This is a genomic window from Phyllobacterium lublinensis (assembly GCF_020164435.1).
GTDB lineage: Bacteria > Pseudomonadota > Alphaproteobacteria > Rhizobiales > Rhizobiaceae > Phyllobacterium > Phyllobacterium lublinensis.
Genome location: NZ_JAIUDQ010000007.1, coordinates 122,946 through 145,379 on the forward strand (window position 1 = coordinate 122,946; position 22,434 = coordinate 145,379).

Sequence of the window (22,434 nt, forward strand, 5' to 3'; positions counted from 1 at the left end):
ATACCTGTTTCCATAGCCGACAGAGCCCCGTGGCTCAAAGATGCGTCCCTGCAAAAGCTGCTGGCAGTGCTGTCCACACAGGGGGAGGGAGCACGTGTCGTTGGCGGTGCTGTAAGGAACACGCTCCTCGGCCAGCCTGTCGGCGATCTCGATATTGCGACCACGTGTTTACCGGAGGAAACCGCGCGGCGCGCACTAGAGGCTGGTTTTAAGGTTGTACCGACCGGTATCGAGCACGGTACCGTGACGGTGATTGCGGAAAAGCACCCCTATGAGGTTACGACCCTGCGGGTTGATGTCGATACCGATGGCCGCCACGCAGAAGTCGCCTTCGGGCGCGATTGGCAAGTGGATGCGCGGCGGCGCGATTTCACCATCAACGCGCTTTATGTCGAGGCCGACGGGACGATCATCGATCCCGTCGGGGGCCTGGCCGACATCGAAAGCCGTATGCTACGGTTTATCGGCGATCCTGAGCAACGCATCCGGGAGGATTATCTGCGCATCCTGAGGTTCTTCCGCTTTTTTGCCTGGTATGGAAAAGGACGTCCAGAAAGCGAAGGGCTGAAGGCTTGCGCCCGATTGAAGGATGGTCTCGCCCGCCTTTCGGCCGAGCGGGTTTGGTCGGAATTGAAGAAGCTTCTGGCTGCGCCCGATCCTTCACGTGCCCTTCTCTGGATGCGACAGGCGGGCGTTCTGACCGCGATCCTGCCGGAGAGCGAGAAATGGGGAATCGATGCGATCCACGGCCTTGTGAAAACCGAGCAGGATCTTCACTGGGATGTCGACCCGCTCTTGCGCCTTGCAAGCATGATACCGCCGAGCACCGAACGCATTGACGAACTCGCGTCACGTCTGAAACTTTCAAACAATGAGCGTGATCGGCTCAACAACTGGGCAACCACGCCGCCGCCGCAACCTGAAATCTCCGAGGCAGGATTTGCCAAGAAGCTTTACCGGGGCAACGACCAGGGCATGGGTGACCGCCTCCGGCTTTCACTTGCCTCGGCTCGCGCTGACGCAATCAACGATAACGCCGCGATGATGCGTGCCGGACATCTTTCGAAGCTGCTGACTTTCCTGGAGAGTTACGAACGGCCCAAATTTCCGCTGTCTGGCGGCGACATCCTTGACAGCGGACTGGACAAAGGACCTGCAATTGGCGAAGTGCATCGCGCGCTTGAAGATGAATGGATCCAATCAGGCTTCACCCTTACGCGCGATGATCTGCTTGCCAAAATTCCCGGTTATGTGGGGAAAGCCTGATCAGGCGGCTCGGCCTTTCTCGGGCTGAATATTCGCCTTGATCGTTTCAAGCATCTGCTCACGAATAACGCCTTCGCCGTGGGTCTCGCGAAGATGTTCTGTGGCGCGGCGGATGATTTCAGCTTCGGTGTCGTGACGTGTGTGCCACTGGCAACCGGGAACAATGCAATGAAGCTCTTTCATGGCCTTTTCTCCCTGTTGTGAGCCCGCAAACATTTGCCTGACGCGCTCGCTCGACAAGGCGCGGCCTTCACCGCACCAGCAAGCATCATAACGCATCGATGCGAAGTTTGATCCCTAAAAATACCGGATCAGGGCCATTTGACTGTCGGCGGCATAGAGGAAAGTATTGAATCGACGTTGCCTCCGGTTTTCAGTCCGAAGATCGTGCCGCGATCGTAGAGCAGGTTGAACTCCACATAGCGGCCGCGTCGAACAAGCTGTTCCTGACGGTCCGCGTCGGTCCAATCGCGATTGAAATTCTGGCGTACGAGATAGGGGTAGACAACTGAGAAGGCCCTACCAACATCGCGTGTAAAATTGAAATCGGCGTCCCACCCGCCGTTCTCCTCCGAGGAATGGAGCCAATCATAAAAGATACCGCCAGTCCCACGTGGTTCTTTGCGGTGGGGAAGGTAGAAATACTCGTCGCACCAGGCCTTGAACTTTTCATGATTGGCGACTGCCGCATGCTTGTCGCAGACGAATTTCATCGCCTTGTGGAAGGCAACCGTATCGGAATCGTCCTGAGTGCGCTTGCGGTCAAGCACTGGCGTCAGGTCGGCGCCGCCACCAAACCACTGCCGTGTGGTAACCACCATGCGCGTGTTCATGTGTACCGCAGGCACAAAGGGGCTTTGCGGATGGGCAATCAAGGAAATGCCGGATGCCCAGAAACGCGGATCTTCATCGGCGCCCGGTATCTGCTTGCGAAATTCCTGGCTGAACTCGCCGTGCACCGTCGAGATATGAACGCCGACTTTCTCGAATACACGTCCGTGCATGATGGACATGATGCCGCCTCCGCCCTTGCCTTGATCACGTTGCCACGGCGTTTGCTTGAACCGACCAGCAGCGCGATCCGACAGCGGTCCATCCAGCTCGTCTTCCAACTGTTCAAACGCTCCGCATATCTTGTCGCGCAGCTCTGCGAACCATGCGGTGGCGGCAGCTTTCTTGTCATCAAGCGCTTCTGGAAGAACGGCGGGAATATCGGGGCGGTCCATGGCAAAGAATCCTTTTTGAGGCGGACAGTATCACATCGGCTGTTTGCCAAAAGGCAGGTATGTTTACTCAAATATCAAATGCACAAAAAATGACTCGTTTTCTGCCGGAACTCTCCCTAGTCTCTGTCATTGTAGGGTTCAGTGAGGGATACGAGATGGCCTCCAAAGCGCCCCGGTCGCAGTTTCCAAAGCCGCCGCTTGACGGCTTGCGCAAGAGATTGAAGGAAAGCCGCGAGGGCGCCAACCAGCAGCGTGGCGCATTTGTCAGGGAGAGCTTCCGATTGCCCCGACTGGCTGCACGCGAAAAGGCCCGCGAGTGGTTTGAGCAATACCCGAAAGCTGCCTATTGGACCGAAATCGAAAGCTGGTACGAGCGGCCCGGCGATATCATCGAGTTCACGATGCGCCGCCTACCAAATGCGGACTAAAAACAGCAAAAAACGAAGATTCAACAATAAAATTGATGGCTTTCTTTAAAAAATTGATCAGTTGGAGGCAAAAATGCTCCGATTCTCGGAGATTTATCAGATTTTCCGGCGTTCACGCAGAATTTCTATCAATCATTGCTGACAGCCCAATACAAAGCCAGTAGAACTCTGCCAGCACCGGAGAATCGACCGGACGCACAAGAAAATTTCAAGGAGGAAACCATGCGCTTATCACTGATATCGGGCGTCGCGTTGGCCGCTGTCATGGCGATGACGTCGTTTGCCAAGGCTGACATCCTGGTTGGCATCATCGCACCGGTTACGGGCCCGGTTGCGGCCTATGGCTTGCAGGTGAAGAACGGCGTTGAAAGTGCCGCCGAGGCAATCAACGCCGCGGGCGGCATCAAGGGCGAAAAAATCGTCACGAAGATTTTCGACGACGCCGGTGAACCGAAGCAGGGCGTTTCGGTAGCGAACCAGGTGGTTGGCGAAGGTATCAAGTTCGTTGTCGGTCCGGTAACGTCGGGCGTTGCCATGCCGGTTTCGGATGTTCTGGCCGAGAACGGCATCGTCATGGTCACGCCGACGGCAACGACCCCCGACCTCACGACGCGGGGTCTCGAGACGGTGTTCCGCACCTGCGGGCGCGATGACCAGCAGGCTGATGTTGCCGGCAAATACATCCTTGACAATTTCAAGGACAAGCGCATCGCCATTGTCTACGACAAGACGCCCTATGGCACAGGTATCGGCAATGGACTGAAGGCTGTCCTGAACAAGGGCGGCGTTACGGAAGTTGTTTTCGAAGGCATCAATGCAGGCGAGAAAGACTACAGTGCGCTGGTCACGCGCCTCAAGTCCGAAAAGGCCGATGTCATCTATTTCGGCGGATATCATGCTGAGGGCGGTCTTATCGCCCGCCAGTTGAGCGACCAGGGCATCAAGGCGCAGATCATTGGTCCAGACGGCCTGTCCAACACCGAATACTGGGCAATTGGCGGCGATGCGGCTGCTGGGACATTGTTCACCAACAGTGCGGACCCGACCAAGAATCCGGCTGCTGCCAAGGTTGTGGAAGCACTCCAGGCCAAGAACATCCCGGCAGAAGCCTTTACACTCAATGCCTATGCAGCACTGCAGGTCATTGCCGACGGCATTGCAAAAGCCGGCTCGTCCGAGCCCACGGAAGTTGCGGCAAAGATAAAGTCCGGTGAGGCGATTCCAACCGTCGTCGGTGACCTGACCTATTCAAGCACCGGTGACCTGACCACGCCCGCTTTCGTGTTCTACAAGTGGGAAGGTGGCAAGGCAGCCCAGATCGACTGATCCGGCTTAAGTTGCCGCCGGTCCACAACGGACCGGCGGCTTCATGACGATAGCGACAGTTGCCTGAAGGCTTCTCCTACGGCGATTGCCGCTGAAAGCGCGAGATTCAACGACCGAGCGCCCGGAGCCATGGGGATGATCAGCCTGGCATCTGCAGCGCGATGAACATCATCGGGTACACCCGCCGATTCGCGTCCGAGCAGCAATATGTCTCCTTTGCGAAACGTAAACGCGGTATAGGGCTCGGATGCCTTGGTTGAAAACAGGAGTAGTCGCCGGTTCTCGCTCAGTCGCCATTCCTGAAATTGCTGCCAGTCGGCATGGCGCGTCAGCGCTGCTTTTTCGAGATAGTCCATTCCGGCCCGTTTCAAAGATCGGTCGGAAAGGTCAAAGCCTGCAGGCTCGATGACATCAACAGCGATGCCGAAACATGCGGCCATGCGCAAAATCGTGCCGGTGTTGCCGGGAATGTCTGGCTGATAAAGTGCGATGCGCAAATCTGGTGCTGAGTCGATCAATGAAAAGTGCTCCGTCCGCAACACATCCGCAAGGACCATCGCGCTTTAGATAGGCCCTCTCGCCTTTTGGGTTCATAATCGGTATAGGGGGCCTACCGCAACGCTAACTTTGGAGGTGTCGATGCCTGAAATTACCCGACTGCTTCCAAACCGGCCAATGTCCGGTGCCTCAAGCGGTTCTGTGGCCCTTCTTCCCGCATAGCTTTCGACGTACTGGCACAGCCGCAATCGTCCGTTATTACCACTGCAGGTCTGGTCCATGATTGTGTCGTGAGGCTCTCCTGCAATCCGGATATTCGGTCCGCCGTCTGAGTAAAGATATTCCCACATGAGGTTTGATGATGTTTCGCTGGTTTGAAGAAAGGCTCGAGCCGTTTCCACCCGACGAACCGGGAGAGCCACCCAAGACATTGGTGGCGTTCTGCCTGCACTACACGAAGGGCGTCTGGCCGTGGATCGCGGTGATGGCAGTTTGCACGTCACTTATCGCCATCCTCGAAGTGTCGATGTATGCGTTCCTGGGCAATATCGTGGATTGGCTCTCGAACCATACGCGCGAAACGTTCCTGGCCGATGAAGGTTGGAAGCTCGCGCTGATCGCAGCTGTCGTACTCATCGTGATGCCGGGTATCGTGCTTGTCGATTCACTGGTCATCCATCAAACACTGCTGGGCAATTATCCGATGCGCATCCGGTGGATGGTTCATCGCTATCTTCTGCGCCAGTCGATGACGTTTTTTCAGGATGAGTTTGCAGGCCGCATTTCTACCAAACTGATGCAGACGTCGCTGGCCGTGCGGGAAACCGTCATGAAGCTGCTCGATGTGCTCAACTATGTCATCGTCTATTTCAGTGGCACGTTGATCATTGCCGCCGCGGCTGATTGGCGACTGATGATGCCCTTCGTCGTTTGGCTTGTCACCTATGTCGGCCTGATGCGTTATTTCATCCCGCGCTTACGGAGAATTTCTGAAAAGCAGGCGGATGCGCGTTCCGCCATGACCGGCCGCATCGTCGACAGCTACACCAACATCGCGACGGTCAAGCTGTTCTCGCATTCGAAGCGGGAAGAGAGCTATGCGCGCGAGGGGATGCAGGATTTCCTTGGCACTGCCTATACCCAAATGCGCATGGTGACGGGATTTCACGTTGGCCTTTATGCTCTCAATTGCTTGTTGCTCCTGGCTGTCGGCGGGATTGCCATCTGGCTTTGGATCGGCTCGGCCATATCGGTCGGTGCGGTCGCAGTTGGCATCGGTCTCGTCCTTCGCCTCAATGGCATGTCGCAATGGATCATGTGGGAAATGTCGGCCCTGTTCGAGAACATCGGAACGGTGGAGGATGGCATTACGTCAATTTCGTTGCCACGACTTGTACAGGATGCTCCGAATGCGCCCGATTTGAAGGTGAGCGCCGGTGCGATTTCCTTTGAAGCGATCGGTTTCCATTACGGCAAAGGAGCCGGCATCATTGATCGTCTGTCGCTGGATATTCGCCCAGGTGAAAAAATCGGCCTCGTTGGGCGATCGGGTGCAGGCAAGTCGACATTGGTCAATCTGCTTTTGCGGTTCTACGACCTGGAAAGTGGACGGATTCTGATCGATGGGCAGGATATCTCCAAGGTTACGCAGGATTCGCTGCATGCCCATATCGGCATGGTCACGCAGGATACATCGCTCCTTCATCGCTCGATCCGGGACAATGTCCTTTACGGCAGGCCTGATGCGACCGATGACCTGATGCTACAGGCCGTCAAGAATGCACAAGCCGATGGGTTCATAGCGTCCGCTACCGATCCTAAGGGGAGGAGCGGATTTGACGCGCATGTCGGGGAGAGGGGCGTCAAGCTTTCCGGTGGGCAGCGTCAACGGATAGCGATTGCGCGCGTCATGTTGAAGGACGCACCGATCCTGATCATGGACGAAGCAACCTCGGCACTCGATTCTGAAGTAGAAGCGGCAATCCAGGACAATCTGTATCGTCTGATGCAGGGAAAAACGGTTATTGCAATTGCACATCGACTTTCGACAATCGCAGCGCTTGATCGGTTGGTCGTCATGGACAAGGGGCGCATTGTCGAAAGCGGCAGCCATGATGAACTCATTGCCGCCAATGGCATCTACGCCGGACTCTGGGCCAGACAATCGGGCGGGTTCCTTGGCCTTGACGATCAGGAAGCAGCTGAGTGACGTAACTAACCGAAGTTTAATTTGACGGCTGGCAGGACTCGCTCGAAGGTGTTTCGCCGGCCGTTGACGCGTTTCGTATACCGGTGTCACGTCAGCTAATTCTACCATTCGGCAATTCAAAGACTTTTCGGCGGAGGAAGACTGGATGCCCGGTGAAACCGACCTGAAGAAGCTTCTGGCAAGCATGCGACCGATGCTTACCGATGGAACCTATCTGTTTGCCACATTGCCAGGAGGGCTTTCCGTTCCGCCTGGCGTACATCCCGTCATGACGTTTCGTGAGGCGGATGGCTTCACACTGATTCTGGAAGAGTCGGAAGCCAGCCGCGCCGGGCTTGCGGGAACATTTCGGTGCCGCATGATTACGCTTGAAGTTCACTCGTCGCTCGAGGCGGTGGGATTCCTTGCTGCGATCTCGGCGCGTCTCGCCGCGGCTGGAATGGGTGTGAACCCTGTATCGGCTTATTACCATGATCACCTCTTTGTGCCGGCCGATCGCGCCGATGAGGCAATGCAAATCCTCGAGAGATTGGCCGAAGAGGCCGGACCGCCACCATGACAGGGACTCCAACATTGAAGTGGGTTGAATGACACGCCTTTTTCGCCTGTTCGAAAGCTGGATAGACCCCTATGCAAGTTCTCCTGCGGATCGCGTTCCGAACCGGTCCCTGGCTTTCATGTGGTTCTACGTCCGGCAGGAAAAGTATGTCTTTCTCGCCATGCTGGTATGCGGCGGGCTCATTGCGCTGTTTGAAGCCGGACTGTTCTGGTTCGTCGGCAAGGTAATCGACATACTGTCATCGGCCGATCGGGCGCAGGGTTGGCAGGGTCTCCTTGACCGGCACGGCACCGCGCTTCTCCTGATGCTGCTTGCTGTGTTCATCGGGCGCACGATCGTGCTGTCGCTCGCGGCACTGGTGGAAGAACAGGCCATCGTTCCAGGCTTCAACAATCTTGTGCGCTGGCAGGCCCATAGCCTCGTCTATCGCCAGAGCCTGTCGTTTTTCCAGAACGATTTTTCCGGGCGCATTGTAACAAAGGTCTGGGCCGCCGGTCAGGCGCTCGGGGATTTCATGGTGACGCTGCTCCAGGCCGTATGGTTCAGCCTCGTCTATTGTGCGACTACCCTGTTCCTGATCGGCAGGCTCGACTGGCGTCTTGCTTCGGTGGTCGGACTCTGGCTCGTTGTCTTCGGGTTCACTGCGCGTTACTTCCTGCCCCGGGTTCGGCGCGCGGCAAGGGAAACGGCAGAAACAAGTTCGCTTGTCATGGGACGTCTTGTCGACGGATACAGCAATATTCAGACACTCAAGCTGTTCGGGACGACGCAGCGCGACGATGCCTACATGCGCCGTGGCATGGATCGCTGGCTTGCCGCAATCATGTCTCTTACACGCGGCCTGAGCGGCATCCGCATCTCGCTGGCGGCGACAAGCGGTATCATGATCTGCGCGGTCGCAGCTCTTTCCATCGATCTTTGGCTGACTGGCGAAATATCATCGGGTGAAGTGGCTTTCACCCTTGGCCTTGTTCTCCGTTTGAGCATGCTCCTCACTCGCATGATGGCCAATCTCAACGGGCTGCTGCGCAATTTCGGCACGATCCAGAATTCGATGGAGCTCTTGGCAAAACCTGTCTCGGTGGTTGACCGGCCCGGTGCGTCGAGTCTGAGCGTCACGCAAGGTGCCATTGCGTTCGAACAGGTGAGTTTTCACTACGATACTGCCCGAAACGTCATCGAAAATTTTTCGCTCGATATTCAGCCGGGTGAAAAGATCGGCATTGTCGGCCGCTCCGGTGCAGGCAAGTCGACGCTCGTCAATTTGCTCCTCCGGTTCTACGATCTTGAAAGCGGACGCATTCTGATCGACGGCCAAGACATTTCGAAGGTTACCCAGGACTCGCTGCGTGCGCATATCGGCATGGTAACCCAGGATACGTCGCTGCTGCATCGTTCGGTGCGTGACAACATCTTGTATGGGCGGCCGGACGCCTCGGACGAATTGATGCGGCAGGCGATCAGGAATGCGCAGGCGGATCTTTTCGTCGACTCCCTGACCGATCCGAAAGGCCGGCACGGCCTGGATGCGCATGTAGGCGAGCGCGGCGTCAAACTCTCCGGTGGGCAGCGCCAGCGGATCGCCATAGCAAGGGTCATGCTGAAGGACGCGCCGATCCTGATACTGGATGAAGCCACGTCAGCACTCGATTCCGAGGTGGAGGCGGCGATTCAGGACAGTCTCTATCGTTTGATGCGTGGCAAAACGGTCATTGCCATCGCCCATCGGCTGTCCACCATTGCCGCGTTGGACCGGCTAGTGGTGATGGACAAAGGTCAGATAGTGGAAAGCGGGACGCATGACGAGCTCATTACTTCCAACGGTATCTATGCCGGTCTCTGGGCACGGCAGTCCGGTGGATTTATCGGGCATGAGTGATGCGACTGCTTAGCCCTGCGACATCCTGCCCTTATGGTGCCGTCAGGCTGGACAAGCTTAAGCGAGATGCTTAGAAACCACGCAATATGCTGGGGATTCCGCGAGGTCCATTTCTTGGGCCTGTCTTCTGTTATGCAGACATAGTGGACTCTCCCGCTGCGTTGTTATTCGGAAAGGAACAGGCCCCGTGAGCGCACACGATACGACCGAGCCGACACGGCGTGACTTCCTCTATATTGCGACAGGTATGGCCGGTGTGGTCGGTGCAGGAGCCTTTGCTTGGCCCTTCATCGATCAGATGAGACCGGACGCATCCACGCTGGCAGTCTCGTCTATCGAAGTTGATGTTGCGGCAGTTCAGCCAGGCATGTCTCTGACGGTCAAATGGCGTGGCAAGCCGATTTTCATTCGTAATCGGACACCCAAGGAAGTCGAGGAAGCCAAGGCAGTCGAACTGAGCCAGCTCAAGGATCCGGTTGCGCGCAATGCCAATCTGCCAACCGATGCCCAGGCAACTGATGCCGACCGCACTGCATCCAAAGAAAAGGAAAACTGGCTGGTGATGGTTGGCGTATGCACCCATCTCGGCTGTATCCCCCTTGGTCAGCAAGGTGATTTTGGCGGGTGGTTCTGCCCATGCCACGGGTCGCACTACGATACGGCTGGACGTATCCGTAAGGGGCCTGCGCCAGAAAACCTGGCGATCCCGCCACTTTCATTCATTTCCGACACCGTCATCAAGATCGGCTAAGGTTCCACGGGGAGACACGACATGAGCGGTGGACATTCATCCTATACGCCGAACACTGGAATCGAAAAATGGATTGACGCGCGACTGCCATTGCCGCGGTTGGTGTATGATTCATTCGTTGCCTATCCGGTTCCGCGCAATCTCAATTACGCATATGCCTTTGGCGGTATCCTGGCGATAATGCTGGTCTCGCAGATATTGACGGGTGTGGTGCTTGCAATGCACTACGCTGCCGATACCGGCCTCGCTTTCAACTCCGTAGAAAAGATCATGCGTGACGTGAATTCCGGATGGCTGCTGCGCTATCTGCACGCCAACGGCGCATCGATGTTCTTCCTTGCGGTCTATGTGCATATCTTCCGTGGTCTCTACTACGGGTCATACAAGGCGCCACGCGAACTGCTGTGGATTCTCGGTGTCATCATTCTGCTCCTGATGATGGCAACAGCCTTCATGGGCTACGTCCTGCCCTGGGGTCAGATGTCCTTCTGGGGGGCAACGGTTATCACCGGCTTCTTTACGGCATTCCCGATCATCGGTGATCCGATCCAGCAGTTGCTTCTGGGTGGCTTTGCCGTCGACAATCCGACGCTCAATCGCTTCTTCTCTCTGCATTACCTGCTGCCGTTCATGATCGCCGGCGTTGTCGTCCTGCACGTATGGGCATTGCACGTGACCGGCCAGACCAATCCCACCGGTATCGAGGTCAAGTCAAAGACGGACACGGTCGCTTTCACGCCATACGCTACCGTCAAAGATGCCTTCGGTCTTTGCCTGTTCTTCATCCTCTTCGCCTATTTCGTGTTTTATCTGCCGAACTTCATGGGTCATCCGGACAATTACATCCCGGCCGACTCGCTGAAGACACCAGCCCACATCGTCCCTGAATGGTACTTCCTGCCGTTCTACGCGATGCTGCGCGCAATCACCTTCAACATCGGACCGATCAACTCCAAGCTCGGCGGCGTTCTGACCATGTTCGGTTCTATCGCAGTGCTTTTCATCGTGCCGTGGCTCGATACTTCGAAGGTACGCTCAGCGGTCTATCGTCCCTGGTACAAGCTGTTCTTCTGGCTGTTCGTCGCCAATGCCATCATGCTTGGCTGGCTCGGATCTCGCCCGGCAGAAGGTCTCTATGTCATCTTCTCACAGCTTGGAACGGCATATTATTTCGGCTTCTTCGTTGTCCTGATGCCGTTGCTCGGCCTGATTGAAACGCCGCGGCGCTTGCCAAACTCGATCACCGAGGCCGTGCTTGCCAAGAACAAGAGCGGCGGCCAACCCGTTGGCATTGCCGCGGCTCCGGAAACCAAAGGCTGAGAAACGTGAAGGGCTCAAAGGACTTCCCCATGAAAAAAATCCTCCTCGGTCTCGCAGCCGCTGGTCTTGGAACATTGTTGGCATTTGGCGGCGCTTATGCCGCTGAGGAAGAAGGTCACAATGCTGCCGAGCCGACGCATTTTCCGATCAAGAAGCCGGCTGAACTCGACTGGACATTTGCAGGTCCATTCGGCCACTACGACAAACAGCAGCTGCAGCGCGGCCTCAAAATATATAAAGAGGTATGTTCGGCCTGCCATTCCATGAACCTGGTTGCCTTTCGCTCCCTGGAGGAGCTTGGCTATACGGAAGCGCAGGTGAAGGCATTTGCTGCAGAATATGAAGTGCCGGATGCGCCCAACGCCGATGGTGAAATTGTCAATCGCAAAGCCATCCCAGCCGATCATTTCCCGTCGCCCTATGCCAACGCCCAGGCGGCTGCTGCGGCCAATGGCGGGGCCGTACCGCCAGACTTTTCCCTGATCGCCAAGGCGCGTGCGGTCGAGCGCGGCTTCCCGCTTTTCCTGGCTGACATCTTCACGCAGTATCAGGAGGGTGGCCCCGATTACATCCATGCGCTTCTGACTGGTTTCGGTGAAACGCCGCCGGAAGGGATGCAGATTCCAGAGGGAACGCACTACAACCCGTACTTCATTGCCGCCAAGTCGCTTGCGATGGCGCAGCCGCTGCAGGACGGCCAGGTGACCTATGATGACGGTTCTCCCCAGACGCTGGACCAATATTCGAAGGACATTTCCGCATTTCTGATGTGGGCTGCCGAGCCCCACCTGGAAGACCGCAAGAAGACGGGTTTCCGCGTCATGGTGTTCCTCGTTCTTTTCGCCGGCCTGGTTTACGTTGCCAAGCGCCGGATCTGGTCTGACGTCGAGCACTGAGCTCGGATCGTTTCCAGAATACTGAACCGGAGAGGGCGCACGGCGCCCTTTTCTTTTGAGCTGCAGGGACGCTAGATTGCGGGACCTGCAGCGGCACGAAGGAGCGACGAAATGGAATCCACCCTGAGGCAGACCCTCGTCGATGCCATTCGCAACATTCCCGATTACCCCAAGCCGGGTGTGATGTTCCGCGATATCACGACGCTCCTTGGTAATGCGCGTGCGTTTCGCCGTGCTGTTGATGAACTGGTGCACCCTTTCGCAGGCGGCAAGGTGGATCAGGTCGCTGGGATCGAGGCCCGTGGTTTCATAATCGGCGGGGCCATGGCGCACCAGCTTTCGTCGGGATTTGTACCGATACGCAAGAAGGGCAAGTTGCCGCACGATACAGTGCGCATCGCCTACAGTCTTGAATACGGTGTGGACGAGATGGAGATGCACCGCGATGCGATTGCGCCTGGCGACAAGGTCATTCTGGTGGACGACCTTATCGCAACGGGTGGGACGGCAGAAGCCGCCGTCAAGCTGTTGCAGCAGATGGGCGCCGACATTGTCAGTGCCTGTTTCATGATCGACTTGCCTGACCTCGGCGGCAGGAAGAAGCTGGAATCACTTGGTGTGGACGTCCGTACTTTGGTCGCCTTCGAGGGCCACTAGAGCCTTGGCTCTAGCTATCAGGCAAAGCCACAAGGGCTGCGCTGTCGAACTCCAGGACTTTATCGCCAGTCTGATTGTATGCTGCAGACGACATCTGCATCATCGACCAACCGGGCCGCGACTGTAGTGCACGAACAGCTTTGAGTGTGCGCGTGAAGCGGACCGTATCGCCAGCATAGACCGGCTTGAGCCACTTCAGATTTTCGAATCCAGGGGAGGGGCCAAATTGCGGAGGAGTTTCACCACGAACGATAGCCTGCTGGACCTGAGATTTTATGTCCTCGACGTTCAAGCGCATCCACACGGCAGTGGTATGCCAGCCAGAGGCGCAAAGCGCGCCAAAGTTGCTCTTTGCTGCCGCCTCGGGATCCACATGAAAGCGCTGGGGATCATACCTGGTAGCGAAGCCAACGATCTCTTCGGCTGAGAAGGTGTGCGTGCCCAGGTCCTGCTCTACGCCAATCTGCTGCTTGATGCTGTTCATGGCTCGATGGGCTCGCGCAGGGAAAACATGGCGGTGTGCTCCAATTCGCAGACCAATTGGGCATGCTGATTGAAGAGGTCATGATGCATCTTTACAAAACCCAGAGAGGGTTTCGACCGGGATGTCCGCTGGTCCAGGATTGTCGTCTTGCCCGTCAACGTGTCGCCTGCAAGGACTGGGCGCTTCCATTTGACGTAATCTACGCCAGGTGCCCCTTGGGACGTTGAATCGAGCAGATAGGCATCGCAGAACATACGCATGAACATGGATGCGGTGTGCCAACCAGACGCCGCAAGGCCGCCGAGTATGCTCGATTTGCCCACAGCCTCATCGAGATGAAATGGCTGTGGATCGAACACGCTCGCGAAAGCAATAATCTCCTCGGCAGTTACCAATTTGGATCCGAGCGACCACTCGCTACCTATGGTAAAATCCTCATATGCATACCGGGGAAAATGGTCGCTCATGATCAAACCAGTTATGTATTAAATCTGAACAGCATAATGTCACCATCCTGCACGACATACTCCTTGCCTTCGTCGCGCGCCTTACCGGCTTCCTTGGCAGCTACTTCGCCGCCAAGCTTGACGTAGTCATTATAAGCAATCGTCTGGGCGCGGATGAAGCCCCGTTCGAAATCCGTGTGGATGACGCCAGCGGCCTGCGGTGCCCGGGAACCGCGCTCGACGGTCCATGCGCGTGCTTCCTTCGGGCCGACGGTAAAATAGGTAATGAGGTGGAGCAGCTTGTAGCCGGCTCGGATGAGCCGATCGAGACCCGGTTCGTCCAAGTTCATGGCGTCCAGGTATTCCTTCGCTTCCTCGTCGGGCAGTTGAGCCACTTCCGCTTCAATAGCAGCCGAGATGGTCACAGTTTCGGCGCCCTGGTTGGTCGCCATTTCCTCGACTTCCTCGGTGTATTCGTTGCCGGTCGCTGCATCGGCTTCAGCCACATTGCAGACATATAGCACGGGCTTTGACGTCAAGAGATTGAGGCCCTGCAGGATCAGAAGTTCCTCGGGAGCAATCCCGTTCAGCATGAACCGGACCGGCTTGCCATCCTGCAACAGTGCCAGGGCCTGTTCCATGACAGGCAGCACAGTGAGCGCTTCCTTGTCCTTGCTGCTGGCGCGCTTGCGGAACTGAACGATGCGCCGTTCAAGGCTTTCAAGATCGGACAGCATCAACTCGGTCTCGACGGTCTCGGCGTCCGAAACCGGATCGATCCGACCTTCGACATGGGTGATGTCGTCATCTTCGAAGCAGCGAAGCACGTGCACCACGGCGTCAACTTCGCGGATATTGGCAAGAAATTGATTGCCGAGACCTTCGCCCTTGGACGCACCGCGCACCAGGCCGGCAATATCGACGAAGCTGATGCGCGTTGGCACGATATTGGCCGACTTGCCAATCTTGGCAATGGCGTAAAGACGTGGGTCGGGCACGGCAACCTCGCCTGTATTCGGCTCGATCGTGCAGAAGGGATAGTTGGCGGCCTGGGCTGCGGCCGTCTTGGTCAGTGCGTTGAAGAGTGTTGATTTACCAACATTGGGCAGGCCAACAATGCCGCATTTGAAACCCATAATGAGCGATCCTTATTCTTTCTTGCCGAAAAGTTTGTTCAGCATGTCGGCCATGGGGCCAGATTTCGGTATGTTGACGGTCGGCTTTTGGGGCCTTGCCTGGCGGATATGGCTTTGAGCGGCCGGTTTTGCAACTGGCTTTTGCGCTGTGTCGCGCGGCTCCTTGCCCATTGCCAGCGCAACACGATTCATAAAGCCGGCATCGTCTTTTTTCACCAGCAGACCGGCATTGGCCGCGACCGCGTCCAGCAGGGGTTCCAGCCAGGCACTATCCGCTTTCGCAAAATTGCCCAGCACATGATTGGACACCATCTCCTTGACACCGGGATGGCCGATGCCGAGGCGAATGCGGCGATACTCCTTGCCGCAATGAGCATCAATGGATTTGATGCCGTTGTGACCGCCCGAACCGCCGCCTGTTTTCATCCGCATCTTGCCTGCAGGCAGGTCAAGTTCGTCATAGATCACGACAAGGTCAGCAACGGAAAGTTTGTAGAAGCGCATCGCTTCGCCAACCGATTGGCCCGACAGGTTCATGAAAGTCTGGGGCTTGATCAGGATCGTCTTTTCACCGTCAATCATGCCATCGGCAATGAGTGCCTGAAACTTCCTGGTCCACGGTGAAAGATTATGGCGGCGGTGTATTTCATCCGCCGCCATAAAACCGATATTGTGCCGGTTTGCAGCATATTGGGAGCCTGGATTGCCAAGACCAGCAATAAGCAGCACGTGCCTCGCTCCCAATAGTCGCAGAGACGATTACTCGCCGTCTTTTGCTTCGGTTTCGGTGGTTTCCGCAGCAGCTTCAGTGGTTTCCGCAACGTCTACAGCATGGCCCACAATCGTGGCGATCGTGAAATCGCGATCCTGGATGACCGGAGTCACACCCTTTGGCAGGGTAACGGCGGAAATGTGTACCGAGTCACCGATCTGCAATCCCGTCAGATCAATGTCGATCGCGTCCGGGATAGCATTTGCTGGCGCATGAAGCTCAACGTCGTGACGAACGATATTGAGAACGCCGCCGCGCTTGATGCCTGGCGATGCGTCTTCATTGTGGAAGTGGATCGGCACATGCACGTTCACGACCGACTTGGCCGAAATGCGCAGGAAGTCGACGTGTACCGGCCTGTCGGTAACCGGATCAAGCTGGAAGTCCTTGGGCAGGACCTGAATCGACTTGCCATCCAAGAGGATGTTGGCGATCGTCGTCTTGAAGCCGCCGCCGTGAATCTTGTAGTACAGCGTCTTGTAGTCGAGGGTAATCGACACTGGTGCCTGCTTGTCACCATAGATGACTGCTGGCACTTTACCGTTGCGGCGAATTTCCCGGGCGGACCCCTTACCAACCCGTTCGCGCGCCTCGGCCTTGAGCTCGTATGCTTCGCTCATGGCATTTCCTTTCGAGGTTCAAATCTGGAGTGTTTCTTGATGCCAAACGTTGGCTGTCCAAAAAACATGAAGCGGCCCAACCTGACCGCCCCATTCCGCGTTGCCTCCAAGGGTGTCTACGCGGATGGCGGCTCTATAACGGAAAGACAGTTATTGTGCAAGTTGCTTGACCGGTGCCGGTTCAACCGGCTTGGACTGTCAGTCGAACAGGCTTGAAACGGATTCTTCTGACGCAGTGCGCGAAACCGCCTCACCAATCAGATCGGATATCGATAGTACCCGGATATTGTGTGCTGCTTCGATTGCCGGCGTAGGCTGGATTGAGTCCGTGATCACAAGCTCCTTCAGCTTGGAACTGGTGATACGGGTAACAGCGCCCCCGGAAAGAACGCCATGCGTGATATAAGCGGTTACGCTCGTGGCGCCCTTTGCAAGCAGTGCCTCGGCAGCGTTGCAGAGCGTGCCGCCCGAGTCGACGATGTCATCGAAAAGCAGACAGTCCTTGCCACGAACATCACCGATGACATTCATGACTTCCGATTCGCCCGGACGATCACGACGTTTGTCGACGATGGCGAGCTGCGCATCAATGCGCTTTGCCAGTGACCGGGCGCGGACAACACCGCCGACGTCCGGCGAAACGACCATGACGTTCGACGTCCCATAATGCGCGCGAACGTCACGCGCGATAACGGGAACTGCATAAAGATTGTCAGTTGGAATATCGAAGAAGCCCTGGATCTGCCCCGCGTGCAGGTCGAGCGTCAGCACGCGGTTTGCACCCGCCTCAGTAATCAGATTGGCCACGAGCTTTGCGGAAATCGGAGTGCGGGGACCTGGCTTTCGGTCCTGGCGGGCATAGCCGAAATAGGGGAGAACGGCCGTGATGCGTTTTGCCGAGGACCTGCGGAACGCATCGATCATGATGAGCAATTCCATCAGGTGATCATTTGCCGGAAATGACGTCGACTGCATGACAAAGACGTCTTCGCCGCGGACATTCTCCTGAATTTCGACAAAGATCTCCTGGTCAGCGAAACGTCGAACGCTGGCCTTTCCGAGGGGAATATTGAGATACTTGGCAACAGATTCGGCGAGAACACGATTGGAATTGCCCGCGAAGAGTTTCATGCCGTATTTTCCTCACGTCTTTTTCAGAGCGTCAGTTAAGTTAAGGATATGGCGGGCCTTTTACTGCGCTTGACGCACATTGCAAGCGGGCTAGCTAGATTCAAGCGTATTTCAACCGCAATATCGCACAAAACGCGTAAATATGTCACGTCTTGGCGCCTGACACCCACGCCAGATAGCCATCGATCGCCTTGTCGGCAATGCCTTCCATGACCTTGGGAGGCACCGAGTTCCACGGGTCCGTTCCGCCGCCTGGCACCTTTTCCTGGCCCTGTATGCGATGAAGGCGTGTTCCAGCAGGATCGAGGACGTCCCAGACATATATGATCGTTGTCTGGTTGCCGTCGGGAAGGGCGGAGAAATATCCCTTCATGATGTGGGTGTTGTCCGTGTCGGCGGAGGTGCCCAGTGTAATGCCCTTTGCCTTTGCAAGTGCAGACAACCGTTGTGAAAGCGGCGTTGCCGCTGCGATGGGGGCTCCGACAATGGGTGCAAAACGCAATTTCGCTGTGCGGGGGGAGCCCGGTGCGGCGGGTGCACCTGCCTGGTTGGGTCCGGATGTGGCGCCGCCCGCTGTCTGGACCGCAGGCGCGCTGCTTGGCGCGGCGGTTGCAGGGGCTCCGGTCGCCGTGGAAGGTGTTCCGGGCGTTGTTGCTGTGCCGGGATTTGTCGGCGCTCCTGATGCGTTCTGGCTGTTCTGCAGATCAGTTTTGGCGACGCCCATCGGGGCTTCCGAGCTGTTGCATGCCCCGAGCGCCAACGCCATCAGCAATGCGACTGCACATGTCAGTGAGTTACGCGACTTCATCTTCAGCCAAACCCCGTCATGAGCCATCTGTTAGTCCGCTTAAGAAAGCAGACAAAAGTTTTATTTTACGATCAAGTCAAGAGGTTGGCGGGAAAGCGTCTCTGCCTCGCCGTTGGTCGTGAGATATGTGCGCCCCAAAGTCATGGCCGTGCCAGTATCGGAATCCATGATGATCATATGAGCAAACAGGGTCATATCGGGCTGTATCCGTTCGGGGTTGCCGGAATAAAACATCGGCATGTCCATCCACGATGGCGTAAAGCGGGCACCGACGGAATATCCGCACGCATTGAGGCGATGGCGGGTCAACTCATGCGCTTCCATCACCTTGGAATGTGCTTCGAACACATCCCCGAAAGTAGAGGCCGGCGTCATCGCAGCCTCAACCTCATGCAGCGCCTCATGGGCTGCCTCGTAAAGCTCCTGATGGCGTTTTGACGCCTTTCCAGTCAACACGGTTCGCATCATGGGGGCGTGATAGTGCCGGTAAACCCCGGACCATTCGAGCGTCAGCTGATCGTTCTTGGTCAGCTTGCGGCGGCCGGACTTGTAGCGGCATAGAAGGGCATCTTCACCCGAACCGATGATGAACTCATTGGCCGGATAGTCGCCCCCGCCGGAAAAAATCGCGGATTGCATGGCCGCGAGTATCGCGCCTTCGTCTGCTCCAGCCTTGATCAGCTTCAACCCTGCACTGAGAGCTTCGTCACTCAGCTCTGCGGCCCGTCGACAGTACACGATCTCTGCCGGGCTCTTCAGAACACGAAGCTTGTCAACTATACCAGAGATATCAACGAGTTGACCAAAGGCCGTGAGCTGCTCGTCAAGTTTTCGGCCGTTGGCGGCGGTCAAGCCGTGGGTTTGGTACTCGATACCGATACGGCAACCTAGCAGATCGAGATCGTTCAGGAGCTCTCGTAAGTCTGCTGCAGGATTTGCGTTGTCACGATCAGCCCAGACGATGATGTTTTCGATGTTCGAGGTCTGGCGCGCCTGCCGTAAGTCGGCAGAGCGGGTCATCAGGACGTTGCTGCCATCGGCCTTGACGACAAGGCACTGGAAGAAACAAAAGCCGAAAGTATCGTAGCCGGTCAGCCAATACATGCTCTCCTGAGCAAACAGCAGAATTGCATCCAACTTCTGCTCGGCCATCACCATCAACAGCCGGTCACGGCGGGCGGCAAATTCTTCCGGTTCGAAATGAAGGGCCATACGTTACTCCATGATGGTGATCGCCGAAATCTGGCGGCCGTAGTCCGGTTCCTTGCGATGCGTCGTTCGCCGATAGGAGAAAAACTGATCCTCATCGGCATAGGTGCATCGTTCAAGCGATGAGGCGTTCACGCCTGCCCGCTCAAGCCGCGTGATGATGAAGGCCCACAGATCGAACATCTTGTGGCCATCCTTGACCGAGTCGCGGAAGTAATCCTTGTAGGCAGGATCAGTGCCAACAAACTGATTGTAAAACTCACCGCCCACCTCGTAGTTGTCGGGGCCGATCGTGGGGCCAAGGACGGCCTGGATGCGATCACGCCGGGCGCCGAGGGCGATCATTGCGTCAACTGTATTTTCAAGCACGCCGCCAATAGCGCCCTTCCAGCCAGCATGGGCAGCGCCGACCACTTTGGCCTCGTTGTCGGCGAACAAAATTGGACCGCAATCGGCAGAAAGAGCGCCAACCACGATACCTGGCGTTGCCGTTACGATGGCATCGGCGTCAGGCCTTGCGCCAGCGAATGGAGCTGTGACGGTGACCACATCGGGAGAATGGACCTGATGGACGGTTACAAGGTGCGATAACGGTGCACCGAGTGATTCCGCGACGCGCCGTCGGTTCTCCTTGACGTGGTCCTGATTGTCGTTCGAACCGCTGCCAACGTTCAGACCACGATAGATTCCGTCCGAAACGCCGCCGTGGCGAGTGAAAAAGCCGTGTGCGATCCGATTCGTTTCTGGGGAACCCAACAGGGAGGAATGCAGTGGTACTGGTTTGTCGGACGTGATCATGCCGGATGCCTTTCAAGGCTGCGGATGGTGGTTGAGCAATCGGATGAAGTCAATTGCCTGAATTTTCATTTCGCTTCGAAGGGAAAAATGTGGGTCGCGGGGTCGGTCACGCAAAGCGTCTTGAACAGCGTACCCATCTGATCGGGACCGGCAAGTCGTTCAACATCGGCGCGGATCTGATTTTGCATGGCTTGTGATTTGTCCCGTCCGAGCACTCCGGCGCGATCCAGCAAACCCATCGCAATCAAAAATTCACCCTGGGTTTTTGCACTGGTCTTGCAACCTTCCGCGCGGGCGGCCTGGGCGAGGCTGTAGAAATCAACGTGGGTTGTCAGATCGGCGGCACCAGGAATGTGCAGCACATCGACCGAAGCATGTTTGCTCAACGCTTGCAGGGTGTCACCAAAGCCCTGTTGCAAATGGCCATAGTCGAAAAGCAGGGCCGCACCCCTGTCATCGTGGATACGTCTCGCTATATCCTGCATCAAAGCACTGCGCGCGGGAGATATTTCGAAGATACTCCCTTCAGGCGCGTCGTCGCTGGCTGGCGGCAGCAGGGCTCGGTCGATCCGGGCAGAACCCCCAACAAAAACCAGGTTTTTATCGTTGTCGAGTGCAAGCATGCGTTCGACGAAGCCGTCACTTGTTTTTACATATTGGCGCGTGGGAATGGCGTCGAAAAGCTCGTTTGCGACGAGAATGAGCGGGCCGTGCTCGATGTCAGAAAACTGTTTGCTCCATGCGATCGCATGCCTGTGCGCATCAAGCGTTGCCTGCTGGATGTCGGTCAAACGCTCGCTGATCTCAACCATGTGGATTCTTGCGGCAGCAATGAAATCCGGGGCGAGCTTGCTCGCGGCCCGGATGAGATCTTGCATGAGCGTGCCGCGTCCAGGGCCCATTTCGCAAAGTATGAACTTGTCTGGAGAGCCAAGGTCCCGCCACGCTCCGACGCACCATACGCCAATGAGTTCCCCAAACATCTGGCTGACCTCTGGAGCTGTAATGAAATCGCCATCCTTGCCGAAAGGCTCTTGCGTTGTGTAATAGCCTGCATCGCAGTCGAAGAGGCACATCGCCATGTATTCGGCAACGCTGATTGGACCTGCCGCCTCAATCTGGCGCATTATGCGTTGCTTCAGGTTCATCGTCCTGTTGCTACTTCCGGGTTGCGAGCGGACAATACGAAGCCGAGGCCCACAAGCACCATGGGAATTGAAAGGATCATTCCCATCGTCAACCAGCCGTCGTAAAGATAGCCGAGCTGTGCGTCCGGTTCGCGGAAAAATTCGACGAACATTCGTGAAAGGCCATAAAGCGCGACAAACGCTCCACTGATGTAGCGCGGGCTTTTCAGCTTGCGGCCGTAAAAGATCAAAATCGCCAATATCGTGAACAGGACGATGCCCTCAAGAGCCGCCTCATAAAGCTGGCTAGGATGGCGTACGAAGGGACCTCCTGTTGGAAAGACGATGCCCCAGGCAACATCGGTCGGCCGTCCCCAAAGTTCGCTATTGATGAAATTGGCGATCCGGACCAGTCCGAGTCCGATCGGCACGCCAGCCGCAATGGTGTCAAACATGCTGTAGACGTTGATCCTGCGCGACCTTGCAAAAAGCATCATCGCCGCTGCCGTTCCAAGGAAACCGCCGTGGAAGGACATGCCGCCTTCCCAAACTTTGAAAATATCAAGCGGATTGGCCAGATATCGGTCGAAGTCATAAAACAGAATGTAGCCCAGGCGTCCGCCCAGGACGACACCCAGCGCCGCCCAGAGTACGAAATCATCAAGATCAGCGGGTTTCATCGGGGGCGTGTTGTTTGCCCAAAGCCGGGGCTTGCTGATGAGTTTCTTGGCGTACCACCATGCAAACAGAATGCCGGCAACATAACCCAGGCCGTACCAATGGACCGAGAACGGCCCGATAGAAAATATCACGGGATCAATGTCAGGAAATGCGATCGCAGCAAAAGTCGGAACAAGGAATTCGCCCACAAAAACACTCCAGATTAGG

The 22,434-nt window shown here is 56.5% G+C and carries 24 protein-coding genes; 10 read left to right on the forward strand and 14 right to left on the reverse strand.

Annotated features, from left to right (window positions below; genetic code table 11):
- Positions 1 to 1,266, forward strand: a complete 1,266-nt coding sequence (locus tag K9U38_RS11510) for a CCA tRNA nucleotidyltransferase (RefSeq protein WP_224494535.1) — start codon at positions 1 to 3, stop codon at positions 1,264 to 1,266.
- On the opposite strand, the gene K9U38_RS11515 is transcribed toward K9U38_RS11510, so the two are convergent.
- Complete coding sequence (locus tag K9U38_RS11515; protein WP_224494469.1) at positions 1,267 to 1,449, reverse strand: DUF1059 domain-containing protein; 183 nt, start codon at positions 1,447 to 1,449, stop codon at positions 1,267 to 1,269.
- Between the two features lie 128 nt (positions 1,450 to 1,577).
- Positions 1,578 to 2,492, reverse strand: coding sequence for an oxygen-dependent coproporphyrinogen oxidase (hemF, locus tag K9U38_RS11520; RefSeq protein ID WP_224494470.1), 915 nt, complete (start codon positions 2,490 to 2,492; stop codon positions 1,578 to 1,580).
- Between the two features lie 155 nt (positions 2,493 to 2,647).
- Between hemF and K9U38_RS11525 the strand changes: the two genes are divergently transcribed.
- Positions 2,648 to 2,920, forward strand: a complete 273-nt coding sequence (locus K9U38_RS11525; RefSeq protein ID WP_224494536.1) for a hypothetical protein — start codon at positions 2,648 to 2,650, stop codon at positions 2,918 to 2,920.
- A gap of 222 nt (positions 2,921 to 3,142) precedes the next feature.
- Positions 3,143 to 4,246 carry an ABC transporter substrate-binding protein gene (locus K9U38_RS11530; RefSeq protein ID WP_224494471.1) on the forward strand — a complete coding sequence of 368 codons (1,104 nt, stop codon included), beginning with the start codon at positions 3,143 to 3,145 and terminating at the stop codon, positions 4,244 to 4,246.
- A 41-nt stretch (positions 4,247 to 4,287) separates the two neighbouring features.
- Here the strand turns inward: K9U38_RS11530 and K9U38_RS11535 are convergent, their stop codons facing one another.
- Positions 4,288 to 4,764: a tRNA (cytidine(34)-2'-O)-methyltransferase gene (locus K9U38_RS11535; protein WP_224494472.1), complete on the reverse strand. Its 477-nt coding sequence runs from the start codon at positions 4,762 to 4,764 to the stop codon at positions 4,288 to 4,290.
- Between the two features lie 341 nt (positions 4,765 to 5,105).
- On the opposite strand from K9U38_RS11535, the gene K9U38_RS11540 reads away from it, so the two are divergent.
- From K9U38_RS11540 to K9U38_RS11570, 7 genes are all read left to right on the forward strand, one after another.
- A complete protein-coding gene (locus K9U38_RS11540) occupies positions 5,106 to 6,953 on the forward strand; it encodes an ABC transporter ATP-binding protein (RefSeq protein ID WP_224494473.1) in 1,848 nt (615 codons plus the stop codon).
- Positions 6,954 to 7,098: 145 nt separating this feature from the next.
- Positions 7,099 to 7,512, forward strand: a complete 414-nt coding sequence (locus K9U38_RS11545; RefSeq protein ID WP_224494474.1) for an ACT domain-containing protein — start codon at positions 7,099 to 7,101, stop codon at positions 7,510 to 7,512.
- Positions 7,513 to 7,540: 28 nt separating this feature from the next.
- A complete protein-coding gene (locus K9U38_RS11550) occupies positions 7,541 to 9,391 on the forward strand; it encodes an ABC transporter ATP-binding protein (RefSeq protein WP_224494475.1) in 1,851 nt (616 codons plus the stop codon).
- A 187-nt stretch (positions 9,392 to 9,578) separates the two neighbouring features.
- Positions 9,579 to 10,142 (forward strand): ubiquinol-cytochrome c reductase iron-sulfur subunit, encoded by a 564-nt coding sequence (gene petA, locus K9U38_RS11555; protein ID WP_224494476.1) that lies wholly within the window; start codon positions 9,579 to 9,581, stop codon positions 10,140 to 10,142.
- A 21-nt stretch (positions 10,143 to 10,163) separates the two neighbouring features.
- The gene (locus K9U38_RS11560) at positions 10,164 to 11,462 is read left to right on the forward strand and encodes a cytochrome b (RefSeq protein WP_224494477.1); all 1,299 of its coding nucleotides are present in this window, start codon (positions 10,164 to 10,166) and stop codon (positions 11,460 to 11,462) included.
- 29 nt (positions 11,463 to 11,491) lie between these two features.
- Positions 11,492 to 12,358, forward strand: a complete 867-nt coding sequence (locus tag K9U38_RS11565; protein WP_224494478.1) for a cytochrome c1 — start codon at positions 11,492 to 11,494, stop codon at positions 12,356 to 12,358.
- A 111-nt stretch (positions 12,359 to 12,469) separates the two neighbouring features.
- Positions 12,470 to 13,015 (forward strand): adenine phosphoribosyltransferase, encoded by a 546-nt coding sequence (locus K9U38_RS11570; protein WP_224494479.1) that lies wholly within the window; start codon positions 12,470 to 12,472, stop codon positions 13,013 to 13,015.
- A 10-nt stretch (positions 13,016 to 13,025) separates the two neighbouring features.
- Here K9U38_RS11570 and K9U38_RS11575 read toward each other — a convergent pair whose 3' ends face one another.
- From K9U38_RS11575 to lgt, 11 genes are all read right to left on the reverse strand, one after another.
- On the reverse strand, positions 13,026 to 13,499 hold the full coding sequence (locus K9U38_RS11575; RefSeq protein WP_224494480.1) for a MaoC family dehydratase: 474 nt from the start codon (positions 13,497 to 13,499) through the stop codon (positions 13,026 to 13,028).
- Positions 13,496 to 13,966, reverse strand: coding sequence for a MaoC family dehydratase (locus K9U38_RS11580; protein ID WP_224494481.1), 471 nt, complete (start codon positions 13,964 to 13,966; stop codon positions 13,496 to 13,498). The genes K9U38_RS11575 and K9U38_RS11580 overlap by 4 nt, the downstream gene beginning before the upstream one ends.
- A gap of 11 nt (positions 13,967 to 13,977) precedes the next feature.
- Positions 13,978 to 15,081 (reverse strand): redox-regulated ATPase YchF, encoded by a 1,104-nt coding sequence (gene ychF / locus K9U38_RS11585; RefSeq protein ID WP_224494482.1) that lies wholly within the window; start codon positions 15,079 to 15,081, stop codon positions 13,978 to 13,980.
- 12 nt (positions 15,082 to 15,093) lie between these two features.
- A complete protein-coding gene (gene pth, locus K9U38_RS11590) occupies positions 15,094 to 15,810 on the reverse strand; it encodes an aminoacyl-tRNA hydrolase (RefSeq protein ID WP_224494483.1) in 717 nt (238 codons plus the stop codon).
- 30 nt (positions 15,811 to 15,840) lie between these two features.
- Positions 15,841 to 16,473 (reverse strand): 50S ribosomal protein L25/general stress protein Ctc, encoded by a 633-nt coding sequence (locus tag K9U38_RS11595; RefSeq protein ID WP_224494484.1) that lies wholly within the window; start codon positions 16,471 to 16,473, stop codon positions 15,841 to 15,843.
- A 198-nt stretch (positions 16,474 to 16,671) separates the two neighbouring features.
- Positions 16,672 to 17,604 (reverse strand): ribose-phosphate pyrophosphokinase, encoded by a 933-nt coding sequence (locus K9U38_RS11600; RefSeq protein WP_106710464.1) that lies wholly within the window; start codon positions 17,602 to 17,604, stop codon positions 16,672 to 16,674.
- A gap of 145 nt (positions 17,605 to 17,749) precedes the next feature.
- Positions 17,750 to 18,439, reverse strand: a complete 690-nt coding sequence (locus tag K9U38_RS11605) for a hypothetical protein (protein ID WP_224494485.1) — start codon at positions 18,437 to 18,439, stop codon at positions 17,750 to 17,752.
- Positions 18,440 to 18,472: 33 nt separating this feature from the next.
- A complete protein-coding gene (locus K9U38_RS11610) occupies positions 18,473 to 19,624 on the reverse strand; it encodes a M24 family metallopeptidase (RefSeq protein ID WP_224494486.1) in 1,152 nt (383 codons plus the stop codon).
- Positions 19,625 to 19,627: 3 nt separating this feature from the next.
- Positions 19,628 to 20,419 (reverse strand): peptidoglycan editing factor PgeF, encoded by a 792-nt coding sequence (gene pgeF, locus K9U38_RS11615; protein ID WP_224494487.1) that lies wholly within the window; start codon positions 20,417 to 20,419, stop codon positions 19,628 to 19,630.
- 65 nt (positions 20,420 to 20,484) lie between these two features.
- Positions 20,485 to 21,567, reverse strand: coding sequence for a class I SAM-dependent methyltransferase (locus K9U38_RS11620; protein WP_224494488.1), 1,083 nt, complete (start codon positions 21,565 to 21,567; stop codon positions 20,485 to 20,487).
- A complete protein-coding gene (lgt, locus tag K9U38_RS11625; RefSeq protein WP_224494489.1) occupies positions 21,564 to 22,415 on the reverse strand; it encodes a prolipoprotein diacylglyceryl transferase in 852 nt (283 codons plus the stop codon). Before lgt ends, K9U38_RS11620 begins: the two co-directional genes overlap by 4 nt.
- Between the last annotated feature and the right edge of the window lie 19 nt (positions 22,416 to 22,434).